The sequence below is a fragment of the Paenibacillus sp. FSL L8-0435 genome, assembly GCF_037965655.1.
Lineage (GTDB): Bacteria > Bacillota > Bacilli > Paenibacillales > Paenibacillaceae > Paenibacillus.
On sequence record NZ_CP150185.1, the window covers coordinates 5195742 to 5219227 of the forward strand.

At 46.2% G+C, this 23486-nt stretch carries 17 protein-coding genes; 8 read left to right on the forward strand and 9 right to left on the reverse strand.

Annotation, left to right across the window (positions count from 1 at the left end):
- The first annotated feature begins 159 nt into the window (after nt 1–159).
- The gene (locus NST33_RS23100; RefSeq protein ID WP_221824451.1) at nt 160–1374 is read left to right on the forward strand and encodes an MFS transporter; all 1215 of its coding nucleotides are present in this window, start codon (nt 160–162) and stop codon (nt 1372–1374) included.
- Entirely contained in the window at nt 1367–1930 is a 564-nt protein-coding gene (locus NST33_RS23105; protein ID WP_339305234.1) for a TetR/AcrR family transcriptional regulator, read from the forward strand. Before NST33_RS23100 ends, NST33_RS23105 begins: the two co-directional genes overlap by 8 nt.
- Before the next feature lie 84 nt (nt 1931–2014).
- Here the strand turns inward: NST33_RS23105 and NST33_RS23110 are convergent, their stop codons facing one another.
- Complete coding sequence (locus NST33_RS23110; RefSeq protein WP_339308756.1) at nt 2015–3598, reverse strand: nucleoside hydrolase-like domain-containing protein; 1584 nt, start codon at nt 3596–3598, stop codon at nt 2015–2017.
- A 342-nt stretch (nt 3599–3940) separates the two neighbouring features.
- On the opposite strand from NST33_RS23110, the gene NST33_RS23115 reads away from it, so the two are divergent.
- The gene (locus NST33_RS23115) at nt 3941–4591 is read left to right on the forward strand and encodes a hypothetical protein (protein ID WP_221824455.1); all 651 of its coding nucleotides are present in this window, start codon (nt 3941–3943) and stop codon (nt 4589–4591) included.
- Nucleotides 4592–4625: 34 nt separating this feature from the next.
- Nucleotides 4626–5183: a DUF1697 domain-containing protein gene (locus NST33_RS23120; RefSeq protein ID WP_221824458.1), complete on the forward strand. Its 558-nt coding sequence runs from the start codon at nt 4626–4628 to the stop codon at nt 5181–5183.
- A 134-nt stretch (nt 5184–5317) separates the two neighbouring features.
- On the opposite strand, the gene NST33_RS23125 is transcribed toward NST33_RS23120, so the two are convergent.
- The 3 genes from NST33_RS23125 to NST33_RS23135 all read right to left on the reverse strand — a co-directional run bounded on the left by NST33_RS23125 (nt 5318) and on the right by NST33_RS23135 (nt 8430).
- Nucleotides 5318–5761 (reverse strand): Hsp20/alpha crystallin family protein, encoded by a 444-nt coding sequence (locus NST33_RS23125; protein ID WP_221824460.1) that lies wholly within the window; start codon nt 5759–5761, stop codon nt 5318–5320.
- Nucleotides 5762–5952: 191 nt separating this feature from the next.
- Nucleotides 5953–7155: an MFS transporter gene (locus NST33_RS23130; protein ID WP_221824462.1), complete on the reverse strand. Its 1203-nt coding sequence runs from the start codon at nt 7153–7155 to the stop codon at nt 5953–5955.
- A 315-nt stretch (nt 7156–7470) separates the two neighbouring features.
- Nucleotides 7471–8430, reverse strand: a complete 960-nt coding sequence (locus NST33_RS23135; protein WP_339305237.1) for an AraC family transcriptional regulator — start codon at nt 8428–8430, stop codon at nt 7471–7473.
- Nucleotides 8431–8750: 320 nt separating this feature from the next.
- On the opposite strand from NST33_RS23135, the gene NST33_RS23140 reads away from it, so the two are divergent.
- Nucleotides 8751–10337 (forward strand): stalk domain-containing protein, encoded by a 1587-nt coding sequence (locus NST33_RS23140; RefSeq protein ID WP_339305239.1) that lies wholly within the window; start codon nt 8751–8753, stop codon nt 10335–10337.
- A gap of 496 nt (nt 10338–10833) precedes the next feature.
- Here NST33_RS23140 and NST33_RS23145 read toward each other — a convergent pair whose 3' ends face one another.
- Nucleotides 10834–13077 (reverse strand): carboxylesterase family protein, encoded by a 2244-nt coding sequence (locus NST33_RS23145; RefSeq protein ID WP_339305240.1) that lies wholly within the window; start codon nt 13075–13077, stop codon nt 10834–10836.
- Nucleotides 13078–13729: 652 nt separating this feature from the next.
- On the opposite strand from NST33_RS23145, the gene NST33_RS23150 reads away from it, so the two are divergent.
- Together NST33_RS23150 and NST33_RS23155 are read left to right on the forward strand one after the other, a co-directional pair.
- The gene (locus tag NST33_RS23150) at nt 13730–15382 is read left to right on the forward strand and encodes an alkaline phosphatase (protein WP_339305242.1); all 1653 of its coding nucleotides are present in this window, start codon (nt 13730–13732) and stop codon (nt 15380–15382) included.
- Nucleotides 15383–15536: 154 nt separating this feature from the next.
- Entirely contained in the window at nt 15537–15902 is a 366-nt protein-coding gene (locus tag NST33_RS23155; RefSeq protein WP_076328197.1) for a VOC family protein, read from the forward strand.
- Nucleotides 15903–16013: 111 nt separating this feature from the next.
- Here the strand turns inward: NST33_RS23155 and NST33_RS23160 are convergent, their stop codons facing one another.
- From NST33_RS23160 to NST33_RS23175, 4 genes are all read right to left on the reverse strand, one after another.
- Nucleotides 16014–17237 (reverse strand): GNAT family N-acetyltransferase, encoded by a 1224-nt coding sequence (locus NST33_RS23160; RefSeq protein ID WP_339305245.1) that lies wholly within the window; start codon nt 17235–17237, stop codon nt 16014–16016.
- Between the two features lie 184 nt (nt 17238–17421).
- Complete coding sequence (locus tag NST33_RS23165) at nt 17422–18891, reverse strand: methyl-accepting chemotaxis protein (protein WP_339305247.1); 1470 nt, start codon at nt 18889–18891, stop codon at nt 17422–17424.
- A 310-nt stretch (nt 18892–19201) separates the two neighbouring features.
- Entirely contained in the window at nt 19202–20230 is a 1029-nt protein-coding gene (locus tag NST33_RS23170; RefSeq protein WP_235200863.1) for a pectate lyase, read from the reverse strand.
- 305 nt (nt 20231–20535) lie between these two features.
- Nucleotides 20536–21378 (reverse strand): AraC family transcriptional regulator, encoded by an 843-nt coding sequence (locus NST33_RS23175; RefSeq protein WP_339178436.1) that lies wholly within the window; start codon nt 21376–21378, stop codon nt 20536–20538.
- Nucleotides 21379–21492: 114 nt separating this feature from the next.
- On the opposite strand from NST33_RS23175, the gene NST33_RS23180 reads away from it, so the two are divergent.
- Nucleotides 21493–23478 (forward strand): beta-galactosidase, encoded by a 1986-nt coding sequence (locus NST33_RS23180; RefSeq protein WP_339305249.1) that lies wholly within the window; start codon nt 21493–21495, stop codon nt 23476–23478.
- Nucleotides 23479–23486 lie beyond the last annotated feature (8 nt).

Consider the following 23486-nt stretch of genomic DNA (forward strand, 5'->3'; position numbering starts at 1 on the left):
GAAAATGTTGGGATATGGTTTAAAAATTATTAATAACTTCTCTCACCTACCAAAAAATCATGAACCCTGCTCTGAATACGCACTTTACAATCTGACGATCGTCAGTTAAAATCGGTTCAACATGTCGCGCGACAGAGATCAACATTACGGAGGAAAACCATGATTACTTCAACACACAGCCCAACTCCTCAGCAACTCTGGGGTAGATCATTCCTATTTATCATGTTAGCCAACGCATTATTGTTTATGGCCTTTGAGATGTTGCTTCCCACCTTGCCTTTGTTTGTCTCAAGTCTTGGTGGCGAAGCCTCCCAAATCGGGCTTGTTACCGGCGTATTTATGTTTTCCGCCATCTTGATTCGACCCTTCACTTCGGTTTTGGCAGCTCGAATAGATAAAAAGGTTCTGTTAATTATCGGTATCACTATCTGTGCATTAATGACAGGCGCATACTACCTATCGTCAGGTATTTGGATGATTCTTGTATTTCGAGTAATCCACGGATTCGGATTTGGTTTGGCAACGACATATTTTGCAACGATTGCCACTGAAAACATACCAAGAGATCGCCGGGGAGAAGGTATGGGGTATTTCGGCGTAGGGGAGACGGTCGCTATATCCATCGGTCCATTGATTGGAACAAGCTTGTTGTTTAGGTACGACTACCAGAGCCTGTTTATGGGAGGTATGTGCATTTTGCTGTTAGCTCTCCTGATGACAGTGTTTGTATCCAGAAAGCCGAAAACAGGAGGTAGTAGCGAGTCCCTGCAAACTCATGTCCCTTCGGTGAAACTGATTGAAAAGAAGGTACTCTTCCCTTCCCTTCTCATTATGCTCGTTGGTATTGCAGCCGGTTCGATCATGTCCTTTGTGGCTTTATTCGCTGCGGAAAGAGGGTTTGAGAATATAGCCTGGTTTTTCTTCATCGTCGCCATTGCCAGCTTCGCCGTTCGACTGTTCTCGGGGAAAATGTTTGATCGATGGGGACCAGGTTCCGTGTTGTTACCTTCTGCCGTGTTTGCAATCGCGGGGCTACTGGTTCTGATTATCGCCCAGAGTGATGTGCAATTCCTGATCGCCGGTGCGTTATACGGCTTTGGTTTTGGTGCCATATTCCCGGCGATTCAGACCTGGTGTGTGAATCTTGTAGAAGAACATGAGCACGAAAGTGCGATGGCTTCCTTCTTTAACTTCTTTGACCTCGGAATTGGTGGTGGTTCGTTGATTCTGGGCGTGGTGGCTTCTGCATTTTCCTATACGGTGGTGTATGCTATCTCTATAGGCATTTTTGTGGTATATATCTTGTTATATTTGGTATACTCCCAAAAACAGCAGAGGTATACAGCTCGCCAACTGGAGGTAGACATTGAGTAAAAAACGAATCAAGGAAATTGCCATTCAACATTTTAATCGTCTGGGTTACGAGGGGACCAAGATGGCGCAGATTGCCGAAGAGGCAGGCATCCGCAAGCAATCTCTGGCTTATCATTATTCATCCAAAAAAGAGTTATTGCTGGAGTTATATGAGGAAGTTGTGCAGGAGGAACAACAGTTTGTACGCCAATTTTTCAGTAAGTCTGTTACCCAAACTCTGGATCAGCAGTTATATGCCTTTTTGCATGAACACAAAAATCGCTTTCTAACTCATCCAAACGTCGCTTTTATGTATATCCTGTCCTTTATCACACCACTGGAGGTGCATGATTTTGTACTGGCCCAGTATCGAACGTACCTCGGGACACTGAAGGAAGAGCTGGCAGCCGTATTTACCAGACATTCCGATATACGCCTGAGTCCAGAAGAAGCCACCGTAGCTTTTGTCACCGTGATGGATGGATTGGATGTACAGCTCGTGTATGAGACACGGCAATCCTATGAACAAGCTTTGGCGATCACCTGGAATGTCTTCTGGTCAGGCATCCAACGTTAACGGATCGATTACGATGAGACTATACCAATAAGAGGGGCATCCCGCCAGCCATGTTGATGACTTTTGGGACAGCCCCTCTATTCCTTATTTCACGGTTAAGATCACACGTTGATAATGCTTCAACTGATGCTCTCCATCATCCTGTACTTCGGCAACGATATGAATGGTATCACCCGATTTGGCATCGTCAGGAACGGAGAGTGTCACCGTTTCAGTATCACTGCCCTGCAATTTTATCGTATCCACCTGCTCATCCTTGGCAAGTTCACGATGTAAACCCAGCAACAGGTCACCCGCCATTTCTGGCTGAACTTTGCTCTGTTCTACTTTGGAATCCTCATATGTGTCCGCTTCGAAATATCTCCACCACGTATACGTCAGTTGATCTCCATCCGGGTCTGTGCCTTCCGCGTGAAGAGTAACTTCCTCCCCAGGACTAACACTCAGATCCAACCCTTCTTTAATCGTTAATGACGGATTATGGTTGGCACCTTCGTAAGTGTCTGCAACTGCCCAATCTGCACGTGCTGCAAAATCATCCTGGATATCGTCAAACCATCTCATCAAAGAGTACTCGGCTTCATACCGTTTCGTATAGGGATCGTAATCAAGCACATTGTTTCTAAACAGCTTGTCGTTCACGACGCCAAAGCGTCCACCCCAACCGCCGTAGGAAGGGTCTTCCATACTGCGCAGCCCATTATCGACTAGATAAAAGAAGGATGGGGAATCACCCTCGGATATAAAATCGTACTTGTCATATTGTGGATTGTTCTTGAGATATTCAGCACTTCCCCGCTGTTCTTCGGCCAGTTCGCCTTCGATCATTTTGCCATCACCCATCGATGCATACATATCCATCAGCTTGCCATGTCCATTCAAAATATTCTTGACCATCCAGTCGCCATGAAGTTTACTGTTCACTTCTTCGGCATGCATCTTCCATGCATAGGCAAAATGCCAGAAATTCGATTGGTCGTTGAGAATGCGGATATCCGGCCAATTCTTCGCAATGTATTCGTTGTAGCTGTCATCCTGATCGAGGATGATGTACAGGACCAGTTTGTCACTGACTTTTTTGCGAATCGTTTCCCACTCAGCCGTGTCCTTGTACTGTTCCTCAATCGATTTCAGCGCTCGGGCTGTGGTATTGGTGCCACCCCAGGTCTGAACAATCAGATCACGGGAGTCATCGTCGAGGAAAAGAGTTTCGAGGAACTCGGAACCTTCGGTTTCCTTCTCCATCTCCCCTTTATCGGAAATATTACCGATCTTGGTCATCGCTCGAAGCTGTTCTGGCTCCGGATAGCCCTCCGCATGTTTGGACAAGTTGGGATATATCTCGCCATAGGCATCGATCATGTCGTATACCCACTGTGTGCCTGTCCACCGGAACGGTTTGATCCCCGCTTCCTCGTCTCCAGCATAATGATACACCGAACTGGTTAGTACAATTCCGGCGAGGTCCATCTCATTCGAATACAAGAGAAAACGAATGACCGAGTTCATATCATCCACTTCACCGTCGGTTGTAATCACTGTTCTGCCTTTGGCAGTTTGGTTGTTTGCAGGTTCCTGGGTTTCATTCTCTGTCTGTTCTGTCGGCTGATTCGGTGTGTCACTTGCGGTTTCTGGCGCTTTGGATGCGCATCCACTAATCACCAGGATTACACTGAGACAACCTGCGGCAAAAATATTAAACCATTTTCTCTTGTTATAATGCTCCCCTTTCTTCTGTACAGCGTGACGTTAGTTGGGTTGGGATCAATGCAAAAAAACCCGAACAACAATATGAATGGAACAAAGTCCACGAATAGTGATGTTCAGGTTTTGCCTGCCCGAAGCAGTAACAATCCTTAATTGAGTGAAAGTATATCATGTCCACTCATGAATGTAAACGTATTCAAATGTTTTTTTGAATTTATCTTTGATATAGTATAATGCTTATAGCCAAGAATCAAACGAATCGGCCTGTTATTATATCAATGTTATTAGGAGGACTCAGACATCATGCAACAACTGGATGCGGCCTTGAGCCGTTTGGTGGAACAGCAGGATTTATATAATGAATCTTATGGACTTTTCCAAAATCATGATCTGCGTCCACGCGAACAACATCACCAGCCGGAAGTGGATACACGAATACCTCTTTCTCCAGAACTTCAGTATCTGTACAGTCATTATGAAATGATGGATGCGGATGCGGAAGGTACACTCAAAATGAAAAATGCCGCCGTCGAGATCGGTGATGCCGCAACTATTTCCTTTGTGGCACCTGAACATCTGCTTCGTCAGCAACTGGGGTTCCGCTGGATTGGCATGAATGAACCTTATGAGGAGTCCTCCACTTGGCCAAAAAATCACGTCGTCATCGCAAACTTTAACGATGATCCGTTAATTGTAGATACTGAATCGCCGAACTCTCCTGTATATGCGGCTTTTACAGGGGGAGAACCAAACCGTGTTGCTGATTCGCTGTCAGACTTTTTCAGTGCACTAGCCATCCTGATTGAAGCGGCGCGCACCTATGCCGGAGAAGTAAAAGATGAGGAAACCTATGAAACCAAGCCCGAGTATCTGGAGCAAGTTGAACCTTTATTGCAGGATCTATTGGGAGAAGAGTATACTGCACATCTGTTCGAGTATCTGTCCTTTTGTTAAAACAGTAAATTGAAGGAATTGGAGGGGCATCCCTATGAACTATGTAGCCTTGTTGCGGGGCATTAATGTAGGCGGGAACAATAAAATCAATATGAAGCAGCTGAAAGAAACGTTTGAACAAGCAGGCATGCTGGACGTCGTTACCTATATCAACTCTGGCAATATTATTTTTGCCGATCATCAGGAACGTGCCGATGCAAATAGGGAGATATCCCTTTTGTTAGAACAGGCCATCGCCGCTGATTTTGGCTTACAGATCAAGGTAATGGTGCGGAATATGGATGAAGTTCAATGCGTTATTCAGGCACTGCCAGAAGAATGGGTTAATGATGACACCGCCAAAAGTGATGTGATGTTCCTCTGGGACGAGATCAATGAGCCCACCGTGCTGGACCAGCTGCCCATCAAACCGGAAATCGGCACACTGATCTATGTTCCCGGAGCCATTTTGTATTCAGTCAGCAGAGAAGATGCATCCAAAAGTGGCATGAACAAGCTTGTGGGGTCCAAAGTCTATGCTTATATGACCGTAAGAAACGTGAATACCACACGTAAGATATATGCCCTGATGCAAGCAGCAGCAGAGAAATAACTCGGAACCAGCACAATGGATAGTCAGTTGTGTATCGTCCAATTCATATGAAAAAAAGCATGCAGAAAACATCCTTATGGATGTCTCCTGCATGCTTTTCACCATGTTAGGAAACTATTTTTTTCCACTGTGTATTAGTCAATCTGAATGCGTCTGCGAGATTGATCATCACCAGGACGTTTCGGAATCTCGAGCTTCAGCACACCTTCTTCCAATTTGGCCTTAATGTGCTCCTCATCAATATGATCAACATAGAAACGTCGGATAAATTCACCGGATCGGCGTTCCTGCCGAATGATGCGATTGGAGTCATCCTTCTGCTCCACCACATCATTGCGTTTGGCACGAATAATCAATTCATTACCTTGAACCTGAATGTCTATATCCTCTTTGGCGATGCCCGGCAGCTCGGCTTCAACCGAATATTTGTCTACTTCTTCACGAATGTCGGTCCGAAATGGCTGGGAGCCAGTTCCAAAAGGGGAGAGGAATGAGGTCTCAACCATGTCATTGAAGGATTTCAACATGTGTCCGAATGGGTCTTCATTTCGTTTACGAAACGGAATCAGATCAAACATGAAAATCAGCTCCTTTTGTGTGGTTGGTGTATTGTTGTTGCTTACATGGATTATTATAATACCAGCGCAAATCAGGCTCAAAGTCCGTAAAAGTCGAAATAAAACGATTATCTTACACCTTAGTTCACTATTTTAAAATAGATCCTTTTTTCTTTCGTTTTGACCTTTTTTGACCTTCTGACTTTTTCTGACTATACCGAATGAATGGCGTCCGCTACAGTATTGGATTCATTTTTCCGCATTCCCAGCATCATGATTGCCAGCAAGACGACCAGAACAGCTACGAACATAAATGGAATATGTCTATCCACCTGGTAGAGTGTCGTTGTAAGTAACGGAGTAATGACGGCAGATATCCCTTGAATCGCTGCTACCAACCCTGCCGCACCTCCCTGCTGTTCTTTGCTGACCGCGAGCGAAGCACCTGCCATGAACCCCGGCATCATCAGACCCGAACCCATGCCGAACAGGAAGAATGAGAAATAATACATGGGTAACACATTGAAGACCAGAAACAGGATCATACTTGCGATCAAGAAAAGGGACCCGAGCATAATCATTGGACGTGGCTGCCATTTCAACCATTTCATCTGAATGACCTGCATGATCAACATGGCTGCTCCAGAGAACATGAGTCCAAACGAAACCATTTGGGCCGTCGCGGCTGGTGATAGAGCCAGTTGATCCTGAAAATAAAATCCCCCGACAACTTGCAATGTCATGATGCCAATCATCGTAACCAAACCCGCAGCAAGATACATTCGTAATCCACGTTGAAACGGGTTGACTTTAGGCGGCTTTGCCTGAATGACCGGTTTGGCTGCTGGAATTAATAACAAAGCGATAATAAATGCAGCGATCGCTATAAAAATGCCAAAATAAAGAGGCCACAGCAGACCGATGATAGTAAATGCTCCTGCAATGGCGGGTCCAAATACAAGGCCAAGTCCATTCGCAGCGCTGATCATGGCCATCCCGCTTGCCCGCTCCTTCCCTTCTGTCACATCACCCATATAGGCCTGGGCAGAAGAGAGAACGGCCGGAATAAACATGCCGATCAGACTGCGCGTCACAATCAGAAGGGTAAGCAATACGCCTCCTCCGATCCATGCATTCAATCCTCCATACAATGCCATAGCAAATAACGCACAGCTAACAGCCATACCTATGAATCCAATCAATATGACGGGTTTTCTGCCCTTCAGATCACTGAATCTGCCCCATACCGGAGCCATAACAGCCATCATAATGGACCCCAGCGAAATAATAAGACCGGAATGGCTTTCTTTCATGCCTAACTCCCGAATAAGCGGTGGCATAATGGGTGCAATCAGCATCAGACCCAACATGGCTGCGAATACGCTAAAAAAAATACTTCCTCTGATTCTGTTCATGCTTATACACTCCTCTATATTTCAGTACAGTATCCACTGTACCTGGAGTATACAAGGCTGAGAGAATCCCCACTGCCTCTATACGGAACAATTCACGGCAGGACGGATTTATTAATCTTTTAAAAAAAAGATGAACCCTTAAAACTTTACGCCAGACCACTACGATTACAGTACCATCTTCCGATCGCTGTTATCATCGTATTTCCGTGATCCCCTTCTATTAAAGGGAGAAATCCGTTGATAAAGGCGAACGCTCCGCTTCTCCAGACTGGTTCTGCACTCTTCGTTCTCGTGTAATGTTTCTGTTCATCTTGTTTAATAAATCTTTTTCATCTCTGAGGGCTTCACGCCGAATTTGCGATAAAATTGCTGCGAAAAGGCACTGACATTGCTGTAACCGACCGCAATCGCGGCCTCGGTGACGTTGTTATCCTGATTGCGCAGCAACTTCATGGCGTTGTCGAGACGAACCTGACGCAAATATTCGAACACCGTGCTTCCAAAAAGGGCCTTGAATCCTTTTTTTAATTTAAAATCGTTAAGACCTACTTGTCTGGACAATGCTAGCAAAGATGGAGGATCTACCATACTAGCCTCCATAATCTCCCGTGCCGTATGTAACTTCCGGATGTCCTCTCTGGAGAATCCCGCGGGAATTGGCGCCAGATCAAACAATTGGATCATAAATCGATTCAAGATCTCCAAGGCTGTCGCTTCCATCATTAAGGAGGATCGATAACTGTTGTTTAATTCCACAATCAAACTGTCGATCATCGTTCGTATCCGATTATCCAATTGAAATACAATTGGCTTAAACACTTTTCGCCCTAACACCTGATTAAACGCAATCGACTTGAAACTGCCCAGTTGCGCCGCAGCATAATTGAACAGAGAAACCGGAATCCCCAGCGAAAAGGACGTATACAGCTCCCTTGCCGGAGGATGAAACCACGCTTTGAAATCATGCATAAAAATAAGGGCCCCTTGCCCTATCGATAATGAATAGTCCTGACCGGATATATCCACATTTCGCTCTCCTGACAAGGCAAATTGCAATTCCACAATGGGCGTTTCGGATGCAAAATACGTTGGATACGGCTGATGATATTCAACCTGGGAATATAAAATCTCAATGCCACTGTATGTCGTTACTCTTTTAATATTGCCACTTCCCGCCTTGGGAGAGAGCAGATACGTATGTTCATCTTGCTGACTGTAAGGCTCCTGGGTCAGGTAATGCTGATATACTACGCCTAATGCATCATCCGTGCGCATGGGTATTCACCTCGCCTATATCTTGATCAGACTTGTCAGTAAAAAAGCCTAAATTAATTGATAATGATTCTCAATTATAATTCTAGCGTATTTTCGCCCGTTCGACCAGTCCTATATATATGAAGGCTCACGTCTGCTTTTTTCTTCATGTGGCAACATCATTTTATACGCTAACTTACATATCCAATTTGGAAAAATATCTCTTATCTAACCTTTTACACAAATCGCAGACTTCTCTTACCTCACCTTAACATTAGCTCCCTATACTAAAACAATTGTACAACTCATTACACACGAAACGATAAAGGGGATCTGGAACATTGAAAAAGAGAAATCAATGGCTCGCCGTTCTGTCGATGACAGCCATTCTTAGCGCAGGAACAACCAGTTACACATCCATGATTCATGCCGCTGACGCAACTAAACCCGCCAACGATCATGTCGTACTGCGCACAGCCATCCAAAATATGCAGGGTACGGTCACATGGAACGGAAGCAGTCGCAGTGTTGATATCCAGATCGCAGATACTAAAGTACAACTTCCTGTAGGGACGTCTTCAGCCACCATCAACGGTGTGAAAACCCCTTTGGACAGTAAAAGCTACATCACCAAAGGTACAACGTATGTATCTTCACAAACGCTAAAATTAATTACGGATCAACTGATCCTGAAACAAAATAAAACCGGTTTTGAACAGACCGCATCGTTTCAGATGCCTGGTGGCAAAGCGGAAATATCAGCCTCTACGCCAGATGGACAGCGCCTGCTCGTAACCGAAGCAGACAATGGCAGCATTGCCGTACTGGACATTGCTGACTTGAAAAACATCAACGTATTAAAGACGGTCAGCTTCCATGACCTCTCCGCCAAAGCTGAAGTTACAAGCGTAACCGTGTCCAAAGATGGTAAATACGGTCTTGCTGTTATTCGTACAGGGGATACAGACAGCGAAGCAAACAAAGGGTTGCTTGCCATTGTGGATCTGACAACCTACAAAACCGTCAAAACGTATGAACTGGGCATTGGTCCTGACTCGATTGCACTGTCACCTGACGGTCTGCATGCGGTGATCGCGATAGAGGATGAAGAGTTGAATAAAGCTGCCGATGAAATTGACTATGCCAACACCAAACGTCCGGGTAGTATTATGGTTGTGTCTTTTGCTGAAGGGAATGTATTGGAGGGTGAAATCACCAACTTGCCAGTATCTCTCGAAAATGTAGAAGGCGCCATCTATCCGCATGATCCACAACCAGAGTATGTTGCCATTAGTCCAGATAGTAAAACAGCCGCCATCACGCTACAGGAAAACAATGTCGTTGCCATTGTAGATCTGGAGACAAAAAAAATCAGCTCAATCTTCGCTCTGGGTACCACTTCACATCAAGCAGATCTGAAAGATGATGGTATCGTTCAGTTTAAAGAGACGTTGACCGCTCGTTATGAACCGGATGGGATTGCTTTCTCGGCAGATGGCAAATACCTGCTGACAGCTAACGAAGGGGATTTGGGCAAGAATGAATTTGAGGATGGTGTAAAAGCAGGCGGACGTAATATCGCTGTCTGGGATCTGCAAGGCAAGCGGATGTACGATAGCCAGAACCTCATTGACGAGGCAACAGCTATGGTCGGCTTGTATCCCGATGATCGCAGTCCCAACAAGGGAAGTGAAGTGGAGAATCTGACCGTTGCTACTGTAGACGGCACAACATATGCCGCGGTAGCTTCCGAACGGGCAGATGCCATTTTGTTCTTTGATCTTGCTGATCCGGTCAATCCGGACTACCTGGGTCTGATTCCTACAGCCGGAGAATCACCAGAGGGAATTCATCGTGTTAACGGACGCAGCCTGTTTGTGAGTGCAGATGAAAGCACGGGAACAATTAGTTTTTTTGCCAAGAAATAGTTCGAGCACCCTTGGTATGTAAAGGCTGAAATGAGCATTGTCACGTTGTATTGAGCAGGAAGGGGCGAAGAGCCCCTATCCTCCCATCCTGTTGTACCCACACCATTCCGCATACACACAACTAGTGGTTCGAAAAGTTAGCGAGACTTTATATTTTCCAATTCCCGCCTGTTCCGCTCTACTTCCTCTTGTAACACTCGTACTTCCATCCTTAATGCGGATACTTCCTCTTTGACGCCAGACCTCTTCATCACAAGATAGAAAACCAGATATAATACAAGACCAATCATAATAAAGAAAATTAATAGCGTTATAATCCCAGCAATACCAAAATTACTAACTCCATCCATAATGTAAGTTTTCCCCTTTCCCATATCATATTAATTTATATTTACAAGAATACCATAATTAAGCATAACGAACAGTACAAAAAGCCAAGAGAGCATGCTCCCTTGGCTTTCAATTTATCTATATATACCTTCCTATCCGGTAATCCTTATTCCCAGAAGAAACGACCTGCGAACACTTTTTCCGTCAACAGTTTGTACGTTTCTTCAGGCAATTCTTTTTTCATCTTTGCCATAACGGCGTCTTTGCCTTGATTATATTGTGTGGACATGCCAATCTCTGCCGTTGTATTGCTAGCATCCAGACGCATGATTGGGGCTTGAGCATCTTTCGTCCAAGGTGTCCATGCCGCCAGATCAGGTGATCCACCCGTACCTGGATTGCCTGTGTACAGGAACTGCTTCAAATATGCTGCCATCGCGGCGGATAACTGATCACGTCCTGGTTTGTTTGTATCGCTAAAGTACCCATCAGGGAAGTAGGCAGCAATTCCGTCTGCGTGTCCTGTGTAGAAGTCCATATCCGCACCATGTGGTGCGCCCAGTAGTGTGAGCAAACGCTCAGAGATGACCCCAGGTTGTGTGCCCCATGCAAAACGATACGCATATACCGGTGGCTGACCTGCTTCACTGGTCAATTGTTCCGCTACACGCTCTGCATTAAAGCCTGCATAAGCTTCGCTACCATATTTCAACGCAGCAGCATATTGTTCCGCCTTGGTTTTATCAGTAAACAGCGTCTCATCCGTGATGGATGGAGAGAAGTTTGGATCACCGAAGGCAAAACCGGAGAACTCCGTTTCCAGGCTGCCGAGCAATACAGGAACTTTTTTATAACTGCCATTATTGATGGCGTCAAATCCTTCTTTTGGAATCACTGTGCCATCACGGAACAGATGCGGGAATGGGTCCATACGGATTGCCGTTGCACCAAACGCTGTGACCAACTTGTCCGCAGGCAGTGCACGCAGGTAACTCTCCAGCTGTGCCTGAGATTGTTTGCCAATCCATGCTTTTGCTTCTTCTGCGTTAGCCGCTTTTCCCTCTTGCACGAGTAGCTTCACAAGTACATCCTCGGATTTTTGCTCGCCTTCTTCCGGTGATGCTGTCGTCAATCCTCCGCTGAAAGCAACTGCTTTTTGATACAGTCCTTTGCTAAGTGGCGAGATCAGAGTTGCCAGCACATCACGTGCACCAGCAGATTGTCCGGCTAATGTAACATTGCCTGTATCTCCGCCAAACCCTTCGATATTATCCTGCACCCACTCCAATGCACGGAATGCGTCAAGCAGACCATAGTTACCTGAGTCATCCAGGGCATTCCCTGTTTTCAGCGCTGCATTTTCGAAGAATCCAAGGGCTCCCAAACGGTAATTCACTGAGATGATAATGCTGTTGGTACTCCGTGCAAGCTGTTCACCTTGAAAATCTTTGCCTGATCCGGTCATATTCCCGCCGCCGTGCAGGAACACCATAACCGGAAGTTTCGAACTGGTTGTGTCGGGACGCCAAATATTGAGATACAGCGAATCCTCGCTTCCCGCTGTCGTCTTGCCGGAGATCTGCAAGCTGTTCGCTGCAAATTCCTTAGCCGATCTCGTTCCTGTCCATGATTCCGGTTCTTGCGGGGCTTTCCAGCGCAGTTCACCTACTGGCGGTTTCGCGTAAGGAACACCGAGCCAACCGAGCGTGTCATATTGCTCATAGGTTTTGCCATCAATCGCGCCATACTTGGTCTGTTGCACCGTTTGAGGTTGGAACGCTCCAGCTTCTTTATGTTTCAACCAGTTCTGCTCCAAAGTTCCACTGCCATTCTTGAGCTGTATCTGCAAAGCCTGTGCGGTTGCCTCTGCCATCAGGCGATTGGTAAGTTGACTCTCGCCCTTCCCTTGTAGCGCCTTGATTCCTTTCCCAGCCGCATAAGTGGAAGCCGCTCCCTGCTCATAATCCGAACCCGCTTCATATCCAAGCACCTTCAGCAGCATTTCGGCATACCCTTCCGCTGTAAGCGGTGCATTAGGTTCAAACTTCTCCGTTCCTGTTACGATCTCAGACACATACGGATGCTGCTTCAAGTAACCAACGACCGGTTGTAATACTTTGCCTGCCTTAGCCGCATCGTCATACGTTTCCGATCCCTGATAAGCGAGTGCTTCTTTCTCCAATCCGGACAAACGCAAGTAAAGTATTGCGGCCTGAATGCGTGTAGCCTTTTTGTTCAGATAAGCTGCATTAACACCTTGACCGCTGCCGCGAATAAGCTCGGACTGGATCAGCTTGTCCATCGCTGCTGAAGAAGAAGGTCCTGTATTGCCTGCTGCATAAGCTGGTAGAGCGGTTACACATAACCCCAGAATTGTTGCCACTGCAATCGAACGTTTAATGGTTTTCATGTCATAAATCTCCTCGCTGTCGAATAGTGTGTGATGGGATAAGTTCATCGGAATGTCCATTTGGATGCGTATCTAAGAATCAGTATTCCAATGTCTGGATGAGTCTATATCTCTATTTATGAAAAATTAAATCTGCTGCGCTCCTTTCTGTTCGAAATATCTGCTACGGCGCTTGCGGTCATGCCATCAGGCATTTTTTTATATAAAAAAACCTGAACCGAAGGCAAACAGACATCGCTTTAGCGTGGTCTACTGCCCTCAATTCAGGTTTTGCCTGCAATCAGTAACAACCCTGAGGAATGAGGTTCATTCCATATGAAAATGTAAACGCAATCAATCGTTTGATGAACAAAGAACCAACGAATGAACTGACACAGGCATTGCCCTAAACACGGTTACAATCCTGTTGTTATGGTGATGTTAGCACACAATGTAAGCGTTCGCAATATCTTTTTTATCGTCACTATATGATCTTTGAACTGTCTCTAAAATCGTCGACTCCTCACGTTGTCCAGTTCACCTGAATTCCAGCATCCTTCACTAATCGTAAATTTTACATATAGTTAACCCATTTCATACGTTAGTTTAGCAATTGTTGTATACACTTGGTTAGGGATACCAAACTATACATATATTCTAGGAGGATGCATTCATGTTAAACCGGTTTAATGTCCGTGCAGCCAAAATGATGCTCGCGGTGACAACAATTGTTACAGCTACACTCGGAGGTAGCAGTGCAGCGTGGGCTGTGGAAGACACCACCTCAACGACATCTGCATCACCGATTAAAAATGTCATTATTCTGATTCCTGACGGTATGGCTAACGATGCTACCGCTCTGGCTCGTTGGTATAAGGGCTCATCCTTGACACTGGACTCCATGGCAAGCGGCATGGTTCGGACACACTCCGCCGATGCGCCGATTGCCGACTCGGCTCCTGCCGGAACTGCTTTTGCAACAGGTTATAAATCTCATACCGGATTTGTCGGTGTACTGCCGGACAAGGCTACCATGCCTGGACAGAAGGCTATTGCGCCTGGAGACGAAAGAAAACCGGTTGCTTCCGTACTGGAAGCTTCCAAACTGGCGGGTAAAGCAACCGGCATTATCGCTACATCCGAGATTATGCACGCTACGCCAGCAGACTTCTCCTCTCACTATCCGGACCGTAAAAACTACGATGCACTCAGCAAACAACAAGTCTACAATGGCATGGATGTTGTGTTGGGTGGAGGTAGCAAATATCTTGAGCCAGCCGGACGTAAAGACGGCGAGAATCTGATTTCGTCCATTAAGGCACTGGGTTACGATTACGTCACTACACCAGCTGCAATGAAAGCATCCGATTCGAACAAACTGTGGGGTATGTTTGCACCCGCAGGCATGGCTTATAATATGGACCGTGATCCTGCGAAGCAGCCAAGCCTTGCCGAGATGACATCCAAAGCCATTGAAGTACTGTCCAAAGACAAAGACGGCTTTTTCCTGATGGTCGAAGGCAGTAAAGTGGACTGGGCAGCTCATGCCAATGATCCGATTGGTATTATCAGTGACGTGCTGGCTTTTGACGATGCCGTAAAAGTAGCCATGGATTTTGCCAAAGGCGATGGAGAGACGGCCGTTGTGGCTGTTACGGACCACGGTAATGGTGGACTCACCATTGGTAACAACGCAACTTCCGGCACTTATGACAAAGAGCCATTGTCCACATTTATCGGACCTTTGAAAAAGGCCAAGCTGACAGGCGAGGGCGTTGAAGCGAAGCTGAATGCCAAGCGCACAAACATCAAAGCAGTGATGAAACAGTACTATGGCATTACGGACCTGACTTCCGAGGAGATTGCCACCATTAAAGCGGCCGAGCCGGGCAGTCTTAACTATGCAATCGGTCCAATGATCAGCAAACGTGCAGGGATTGGCTGGACAACCGGTGGTCATACAGGTGGAGATGTTGTGCTGTACACGTATGCTCCGAACAATGACCGTCCATTCGGTGTGATTGATAACACGGATGTCGCCAAATATATGGCTCGTGTACTGGATCTGGATCTCGACAGCGTGAGCAAACAATTGTTTGTACCTGCCCAACAGGCATTTACAGCCAAAGGCGCGACGTACAAACTGGACCTGACGGACGCCAAAAATCCGAAGATCCTCGTAACAAAAGGTAACACCAAACTGGAACTGCAAATCTATAAAAATATTGCACTGGTGAACGGCAAAAAGACAACTTTGGAAGGTGTCATTGTTTATAACGGTGTAGAGGCATTTGTGCCACAAACAGCCGTTGATCTGATTCAATAATTCGTTAGAATGACCGAGATTACACCATCTGGCTGCCGAATATTTCGGCAGCTATTTTATTGTTTTCTGATAAGCAGTAGGTTCCTGCTAGCGCCTATCGTATAATGAACGTAACAAAAATACATATCATGCAAGAAAAAGGAGAGATTCACCCATGTTGATCAAATTAAACTGGATCACGCTGAGGGTCAGTAATTTGGAAGCTTCACTCGGGTTCTACCACGACATGCTCGGACTTCCAATTCAACGCAGATTCGAGAGCCGTGGACGGCAGATTGCCATGCTTGGCATGGAGAATGAAGCCAAACTGGAACTGATTGAGGGCAGTGAATCGATTCTTAAACCAGAGGCTGGCGTGTCGATCGGTTATGAGGTGAACTCGCTGGATGAAGCCATGGAACGACTGGCAGAACTGAATATTCCGATTGTGCGCGGCCCCATTCAGCCCAATCCGCATCTGCGGTTTATTTACATTACAGATCCAGATGGCTTCGAGGTGCAACTCGCAGAGCATGTCTAAATTAAACGACTGCGCACAAGTGTGCGTATCCGACGACCAGTTGGTTGTGCAAGTGTGCAGTCAAACTTGCACGCCCCCCATAGGGCAGCGTAAGCACGTTTTTGTGTCTGTCTACAGCTTCATGCGGCGCATCAGCGGCACACCTACGCGATTCAACAACCGATCAAGCAGCAGCCAGCACCAGCGTCTGTCCCATGGAAGGTGGCGCTCATACACAGCCGAATACTCAAAATCCGCCACAGCACCACGATTGCGTTTGAACTGCGCAGCCCCGGCGCTCTCATGTAACAGATGGCCGTTCTCGCGAGCCTGTCCGATCAGGCATGCCGATAACATGCGGTATAGTCCGACGGACTGGGGCACCGCTGTATCGTAACCGAAGAGCGGCGTTGTCATGATTCCATTTCGGCAGAAATAACCCATGACCGCATCCAGTCGTCCTTCCTTCCGCAGTCCATACAGTCTGAGTGTTCCAGATGCCATCGCAGCAGCAATGAACCGTTCCGTAAACTGGGGATTGTGATAGGAGTATTTTTCAAGGTATAACAGCTTGTATAGCTCCACGATTCGCGGAATATCTGCATCTGTCATATCTGCTTCGTAGACGAATTCGTATCCATGCTTGCCCAATAATTCGTAATCCCGCTTCAACAGCCAGCGCGACTTGGAGTTGCCAAAGTTCGGATCATGCGCTTGATACAGGTAGATTTGTCGGCTCGGAATCAGTCTACACCCCGCTTCCGTTAGCCTCGCCGTCAGATCGGGATGAAGTCCCGGACACAAGGAGCGAAATACAATGACATGCTCAGGGTATCGCTCTTGTACCGATGCAAGCAGACATTCCGCCTGTTCACCGGACATGGCTGGATACAGATTGGTGGACAACAACCAGTTGTTAACATGCACAACTTTGTTGATCTGCGATTGCTTCATTCCCCAACCTATTAGACCGAGCAGCACAGAAAGAACTTTTTCCAACACAGGCTTCTGCAACATGGTCAATTCCTGCTTGGCGTAACTCACATAATGCGTATATGGCGAACAAACGTAAGCATTATCATACTCTGTATCATTCACCGTCAGCGGAATAACGAGATCATCAATCCGGGCGAGCAACAATGTCGTTTCCACGTTGGACATAAAACTTTGGGTCCCGTCCAGCATCATAGGTTCCAGATAAGCTCTGGCATATCTGCCATCCTCTGTATCGGGCCAGTCCATGTCTTTGAGCGAATGCTGATCATAAAAGTGTACGCGTGCAGCGCAATTATCATTCCTAACCTCATATGTACGGACATCGTAGGCCGAGCTGTCTTTCATTCCTTTATTTTTCAAGCTTTTACTCCCCCATGAGGTAACATCTTCTTTTAACTACCATTTACATTGTTAGTTCTACTCTCTTCATGCTCTACACAACACACTGTATAGGAAAAAAATGTCGGCATCAAGCTGTTTTGCAGATAAAAAAGGGCCCGTCCAGTACGCTAAATACGCACCGACAGGCCCTCAACTATTAATATTAAAGTTTGTTCCCAACGGAAGAAGCCTGATGATCCGCTACCAATTCATTCAGGTCTACAATCAGTTGCTCCAATTCTCCAAAACTCTCTACCATCTTCTGTGTCAGGTTACGTTGTTCTTCCATGCTTGCCAGAATCTCTTCTGTCGCTGCACTGGATTGCTCCGTTACACTCGAAATCTCGGAAACTTCATTCACAACTCTGGTGGAAGATTCCTTCATCGTCGCCGAACTAGTCTCGATATCTGTCGCTTGATTCAACACATGCTGAGAGTTGCTGTTGATCGTACGGAATACTTCCTCTGCCGTATGGACGCTATCTCTTCCTTGTTGTAACGATTGACGAATGCGTTCGAATCGATCCGTCAGTGCCTGCGTCTGCCCTTTTAATCGAGACAGGATGGTTCCGATATCACTTGCGGACTGACCCGAGTTCTCTGCCAACTTGCGAACTTCCTCTGATACAACAGCAAACCCGCGTCCATGCTCACCCGCACGAGCGGCTTCAATGGCTGCATTGAGTGCAAGCAGGTTGGTCTGACTCGCAATATCCACTATGCTGTTCAACATAAGCGTCATGGATTCACTTTCCTCGTTGAACTTTCGCATGTCATTTGCAGTTGTATTGATCGTTTCATATAGATCTTGCATTTGGATGTTTAGCTGGTCCATCTGTGTGCTTCCAGTTTGCGTGCTTGTTGCCATACTTGCAGACAACTCTTTCATCTGCTGGGAATACGAAGCAACGTCCTTGATATGCTGATCCGACACAGACAAGGATTCCGAAATCTCGGCCACACTGGTCGCCTGGAACTCAACACCTTTTGCAACCTCACTGAACCCAAGCGTCACCTCATTGGTGATGGAGCCAGTCGCATTCACTTTTTGCTTCAATTGATCCGTATAACGTGATAAACCTTCGACCGATTCCTTCACACGTTCCAGCATAGTTTCCACTCTTTGTTTAGAGTGCTCCACCTCATTCTGGCGTACTTCACTTTCATGGAAGAGCCTTTGATTCAATTGTGAGACCAGCATCAAAACAGCTCCCGTAAGAGCAAATAGTCCCACATTGACGATATTACCCATTAGCTCACCAGAGTCAACGGTATTCATAACAAATAACTGAAGAACACTGTTGACTAGTAATACCGAAAATCCAACAACAAAAAATTTCTTGTTAGGAAATAACAACAGAACTGCGGTTATGACCAAACTTAACGCAAAATTAACCGTTCCCCAACCGACATAGACTCCACATATTGTCAGTAATACGGTAATCAGCCATGGGATGAGATGAATATGTTTCTTTTTCACATTAGCGTATGTAATCCAAACTACAAAGATCAGAGCTACTCCATTGGACACAAGTAACTTCGGCATCATAAAGGCCAGACCCATACCAATGGCAATAATAATCCACAAAATGATACCGATTAATTTGTTCCTTTTCCAAATAATTTCGTCCATACGATCCATGCATACCCCGTCCTTTTATGTAGGTTAAATGTGAACTGTAGGGCCTTTCTGTACTACATCTACTAGTCTTTGGTCCTGCTTATGCACAAATCGCAAATACGCAGCGCCTTAACATAGTACATATTAACTTCACAAGTATGAAATCAGCGCTACTTTATGTATATCGGTATTGTTAATTAAAAATTTATATGAACTGTAAAATGATATGCAAGCATATCATTTTACAAACAAAAAAGGTCTGTCTTATGCGTTATGGCGCACAAGACAGGCCTTTTGGTCGTGAATGGATGTGCAGCAGCTCTTACTTTCCGAATACAAGTGTCGTATTGGAAGAGCCTGCATACTTGGTGACGAACTCACGCGCGTAGCTGGCACTCTCTACCTGATAACTGTAATTGGAACTTGGTCTCCAGTTGGTTTTAGGAGAAGTCGGGCTATTCAGAGCCGGCGTACTGCCTGTATCGGTAAACTCCCCTTTTCCTTTGTCATCCAGGATGCCGCCCTTTTCAGCGCCAGCACCAAAGTAGTTGTTTTCGGAATAAATCCGTGCTTTTTCACCAATTGTGATGGCCTGATTAAAGTTGTTGGCATAGTTGTTTTTGAGATGGAAGTAACCATATCTTAAAAGTCCAGGACCACGCACATACAAATTTTCGAAGTAATTGTTGGACATCGTCACATGAGGCACACCATTGTAACTGCTGTTCCCATCATTCGGATGACCGAGGATGACGCCATACTTATGGTTCGCAAATTTGGAATTGCTAATCGTAATATAGTCGGCGCGATCGCCAATATACAGAAGTTTGTCCAGATCACTACCGCCAGAGCTGTAGCTGTGACCAGCAAACGTCACATGATCAATCCAGTAATTGGAGCCCGAAGTGATATACATCTGGATATCATCATTGGCATTAATATTGGAAGCGTGTTCAAAAGTCAGATTCTGAAAAATCACATTGCTTGAACTGCTTGTGGATCTGAAATGAATATTCGTTAATGTATGTTTGCCAAAGGAACCTACAAGTGTCTTGTTCGCTCCAAATTCAACCTTTTGCAGCGTGGAGGAAGAAATATTCTGTTCAACGACGACAATCTTGGCTGTAGAGCCCGCCATATGTGTTCTCAAGTCATTGAGATTACTAACGTAAACCACCTGACCGTTCTTGCCACCTGTCGTAGCTGACTTGGATACACCATTTTCATTCTTGGCACTGCCTGCAAAACCAGTCAACCCGTTCGTACCTGTGTTCGGATAACTGGCAGCACCATATGTAGACGGGGCTGTGGAGACAGTTAACAACAATAGAGTTACAGCAAGTAAAAGCATCGAAAATTTCTTCAAAATTTCACCATCCTTTATAATATTATCCTCAAAGACAACTCGATTATATCGTGTAACTTTGGCTGTGACAATACAAAAATTGCAAAAAGACAACAATTATCATTTTTATGCAACAGCAGATCAGATATAGTGAAAAAACATAAAACCAGGCCATTCGTTCACACAAAATTGAGCCGCTAATTAGCGGCTCTATTAACGAGTACTATGTGATACAACTTGGAACTGATCCGCCCTCGGATCAGTTCCTAAGGCCTCTGAAGAAAAACCATTCGCTTGCGGATAATAATATGTTACGACTTCTGATAGCTGCGGCGGAAGGTACCGGGTGTGATTCGTTCCAGCTTCTTGAAGATGGCTCCATAATAGCTGGTCGATTCGAAGCCGACTTGACGAGCAATATCCTCCATCCCGCGTTGCACATTATCGAGCAGCAGTTCCTTGCTCTTGTTGACTCTTACCTGATTAACATAGCTGATGGGACGAATACCTGTCGTCTTCTTAAACAAATGACAGAAATATTCTGGTGTGACACAGATCAATCCAGCCAGCATTGGCAAAGTAATCTCTTCAGCATAATGCTGTTCAATATAGTCCAGAACCGGCTTTATTCGCTCATACTGCTGCCCGACGGTATCGCTGCCCTCGACAGATACGCGTTGAATAATCTCTGTCAATAAGGTATAGAGGACAGCGGAGCAGGCGTAATTGCTTAATGTCTGCTCTTGTGGTGTTAAGGCAGCTTGCAGCAGCTCCCGCATTCGGGATAGAAGATATTCAGGTTGTGCAAGCGTGTATACACATCTGTCGACAATGCCCACGTTTTCAAATAAGTTTGCTGACCCGTTGCCATCAAAAATGATCCAGTCGACTTCCCAACTGTCGGATAGCGCATAGTATTCGTGCTTCTGCCCAGGGAACAACAGCATGCCCATACCTGGCTTGACGATATGATCCGTTTCACTTAGCTTGAGCTTGCCCACACCGCTGCGGCATTGTATCCACTGATAATCCTCAATGCCTTGGTCTCGGCGGATATGCTCCTGTTCATGATGCAGGCCGATGCCAAGCAAATAAAAAGGGAGCAGTTTGTCTCGGGCAGATAAAACTGGAAAATTACGATTGGGATGAGGCATACGACTAACTCTCCTGATCTTAATATTGTTATATGATATTAATTTTTTAAGATATTCACTCGAATTAATATAACATATAATCGCAATATATTGATAAATAAAGGAGATCGCAGGATGACAATTAAGATCGGAATTGATTATTATCCGGAGCAATGGACCCCGGAGTTATGGGAGAAAGATGCCATACTTATGCAACAGACGGGGGTTGCAGTTGTGCGAATGGCGGAGTTCGCCTGGAGCCGAATGGAACCGACTGAGGGTAATTATCAGTTTGAATGGCTAGATGCGGCTATAGAAGTATTCGCTTCGCGTGGTATGAAAATTGTGTTATGCACCCCCACCAATACCCCGCCAAACTGGATGACAACCCGTTATCCGGATGTGCTGCCCATGGATGAACAACGCCACATCATCCGTCCAGGTGTGCGTGGACATCGTTGCAACAACAGCCCTTCCTTGAGAATGCTGGGCTCCAAATTTGTGGAAGCGATATCACAGCGCTATGGTAAGCACCCCGCCGTCATAGGCTGGCAAATCGATAACGAGATGCACTACCAGGAGTGCCATTGTGATACATGTAATCGTGCATTTGTCGCTTGGCTGCAAAAGCGTTATTCCAATCTGGAGGATTTGAACCGGGAGTGGGGTACGGTCGTCTGGAGTGGTGAGTACAGCAGCTGGGCTGAGGTAACAACACCACTCGGTGCCAGCAAACCGATGAATCCTTCCTATCTTCTGGAGTACAAGCGATTTTGTTCTGACAGCGTAGGCTATCTGCTGGGATGGCAGCTTGAGATTTTACGTCGTAACTGTCCAGGCCAATTTGTGACGCATAACATGTGGCAGTATCCGAATAGCCTGGACTATTATGATATGCACAACGAATTGGACTTCGTCTCTGTTGATTATTATCCAAATGAGCTGTATCGCGATTATGGCGATCGGTTTCCGAGGAACGGCGCGCTTACGCTGGACTTGGTTCGCGGCATCAAACGCCGGAATTTCTGGGTAATGGAACAGCTCAGCGGAGCGCAGGGCGCCTGGATGCCGATTCAGCGAACCCCCTATCCTGGACTGATCCGAGCTCGCTCATGGCAGACAATCGCCCGCGGTGCGGATATGGTCGTCCATTTCCGCTGGCGGAGTGCTACCGTGGGAGCAGAGCAGTTCTGGCATGGGCTGATCGACCACAGCAATGTTCCTGGACGCAGGTTCAGGGAGTTTGCAGAGCTTACTCGCGAGGTGAACCAGTTAGGAGAACTGCTGGCCGACTCAACCATTGTTACTCAGGTTGCGATTCTGCATTCGCATGATCAGCATACGGCACTTTCCCTTCAGCCGCAGGCGGAAGGGGGAATGCACTATATAGACAACTTGTCCTCCATGCATAATGCATTTCTGAAAATGGGTGTTGGTACAGACGTTATCAACTGGACCGAGGAGCTCGACGGGTACAAGCTAGTCATTGTCCCTTCCCTCTTCCTGTTAAGTGAAGAAGTAGCACAGCGACTGGAGCGATTCGCAGCCAAGGGTGGTACGGTTGTCCTCACCAATCGGACTGGTGTGAAGAACATGAGGAATGTATGTGAGATGCTGCCTCTACCGGGGCTACTGGCAGAAGCGACGGGTGTTGTGGTAAGTGAATATGATGCCATCGGCAACAGTGAGCATCGGATACGGAACGCGGAGGGCAAGACATTTGCTGCGAAGCAATGGTGTGATCTATTGGAACTGCGAGGGGCAGAGCCGATCGCCTGGTATGACAATGACTTTTACGAGGGTGTACCGGCGGTTACTGTCAATAAGCTTGGTGAAGGTGAAGTGTATTATGTCGGCACTTGGCCGGAGCCATCGTATTTCTATCAGTTGTTTGAAGGCATTTTGAAGAAAAAGGAATTGGCGCCCAAATTCCAGCTGCCGGAAGGTGTCGAGCTGTCGATTCGAACAAAGGGGGAGCAAAAATTTCTCTTCCTGATCAATTTGACGAATGAGCAACGAGAGATTACGCTGGACGTTCCGTATCAGAGCTTGTTGACCAGCGAGAGGTTGGATCAAAATTTGACTCTTCCAGCTCTGGGAGTAGATATTTTAACTGTATAAGATCAGCA

What these genes read in the sequence shown, in the direction of transcription:
- NST33_RS23100 (WP_221824451.1), top strand. Translation starts at nt 160, where the DNA reads ATGATTACTTCAACACACAGCCCAACTCCTCAGCAACTCTGGGGTAGA.
- NST33_RS23115 (WP_221824455.1), top strand. Translation starts at nt 3,941, where the DNA reads ATGCAACAACTGGATGCGGCCTTGAGCCGTTTGGTGGAACAGCAGGAT.
- NST33_RS23120 (WP_221824458.1), top strand. Translation starts at nt 4,626, where the DNA reads ATGAACTATGTAGCCTTGTTGCGGGGCATTAATGTAGGCGGGAACAAT.
- NST33_RS23125 (WP_221824460.1), bottom strand. Translation starts at nt 5,761, where the DNA reads ATGTTTGATCTGATTCCGTTTCGTAAACGAAATGAAGACCCATTCGGA.
- NST33_RS23130 (WP_221824462.1), bottom strand. Translation starts at nt 7,155, where the DNA reads ATGAACAGAATCAGAGGAAGTATTTTTTTTAGCGTATTCGCAGCCATG.
- NST33_RS23135 (WP_339305237.1), bottom strand. Translation starts at nt 8,430, where the DNA reads ATGCGCACGGATGATGCATTAGGCGTAGTATATCAGCATTACCTGACC.
- NST33_RS23145 (WP_339305240.1), bottom strand. Translation starts at nt 13,077, where the DNA reads ATGAAAACCATTAAACGTTCGATTGCAGTGGCAACAATTCTGGGGTTA.
- NST33_RS23150 (WP_339305242.1), top strand. Translation starts at nt 13,730, where the DNA reads ATGTTAAACCGGTTTAATGTCCGTGCAGCCAAAATGATGCTCGCGGTG.
- NST33_RS23155 (WP_076328197.1), top strand. Translation starts at nt 15,537, where the DNA reads ATGTTGATCAAATTAAACTGGATCACGCTGAGGGTCAGTAATTTGGAA.
- NST33_RS23165 (WP_339305247.1), bottom strand. Translation starts at nt 18,891, where the DNA reads ATGGACGAAATTATTTGGAAAAGGAACAAATTAATCGGTATCATTTTG.
- NST33_RS23170 (WP_235200863.1), bottom strand. Translation starts at nt 20,230, where the DNA reads ATGCTTTTACTTGCTGTAACTCTATTGTTGTTAACTGTCTCCACAGCC.
- NST33_RS23175 (WP_339178436.1), bottom strand. Translation starts at nt 21,378, where the DNA reads ATGCCTCATCCCAATCGTAATTTTCCAGTTTTATCTGCCCGAGACAAA.
- NST33_RS23180 (WP_339305249.1), top strand. Translation starts at nt 21,493, where the DNA reads ATGACAATTAAGATCGGAATTGATTATTATCCGGAGCAATGGACCCCG.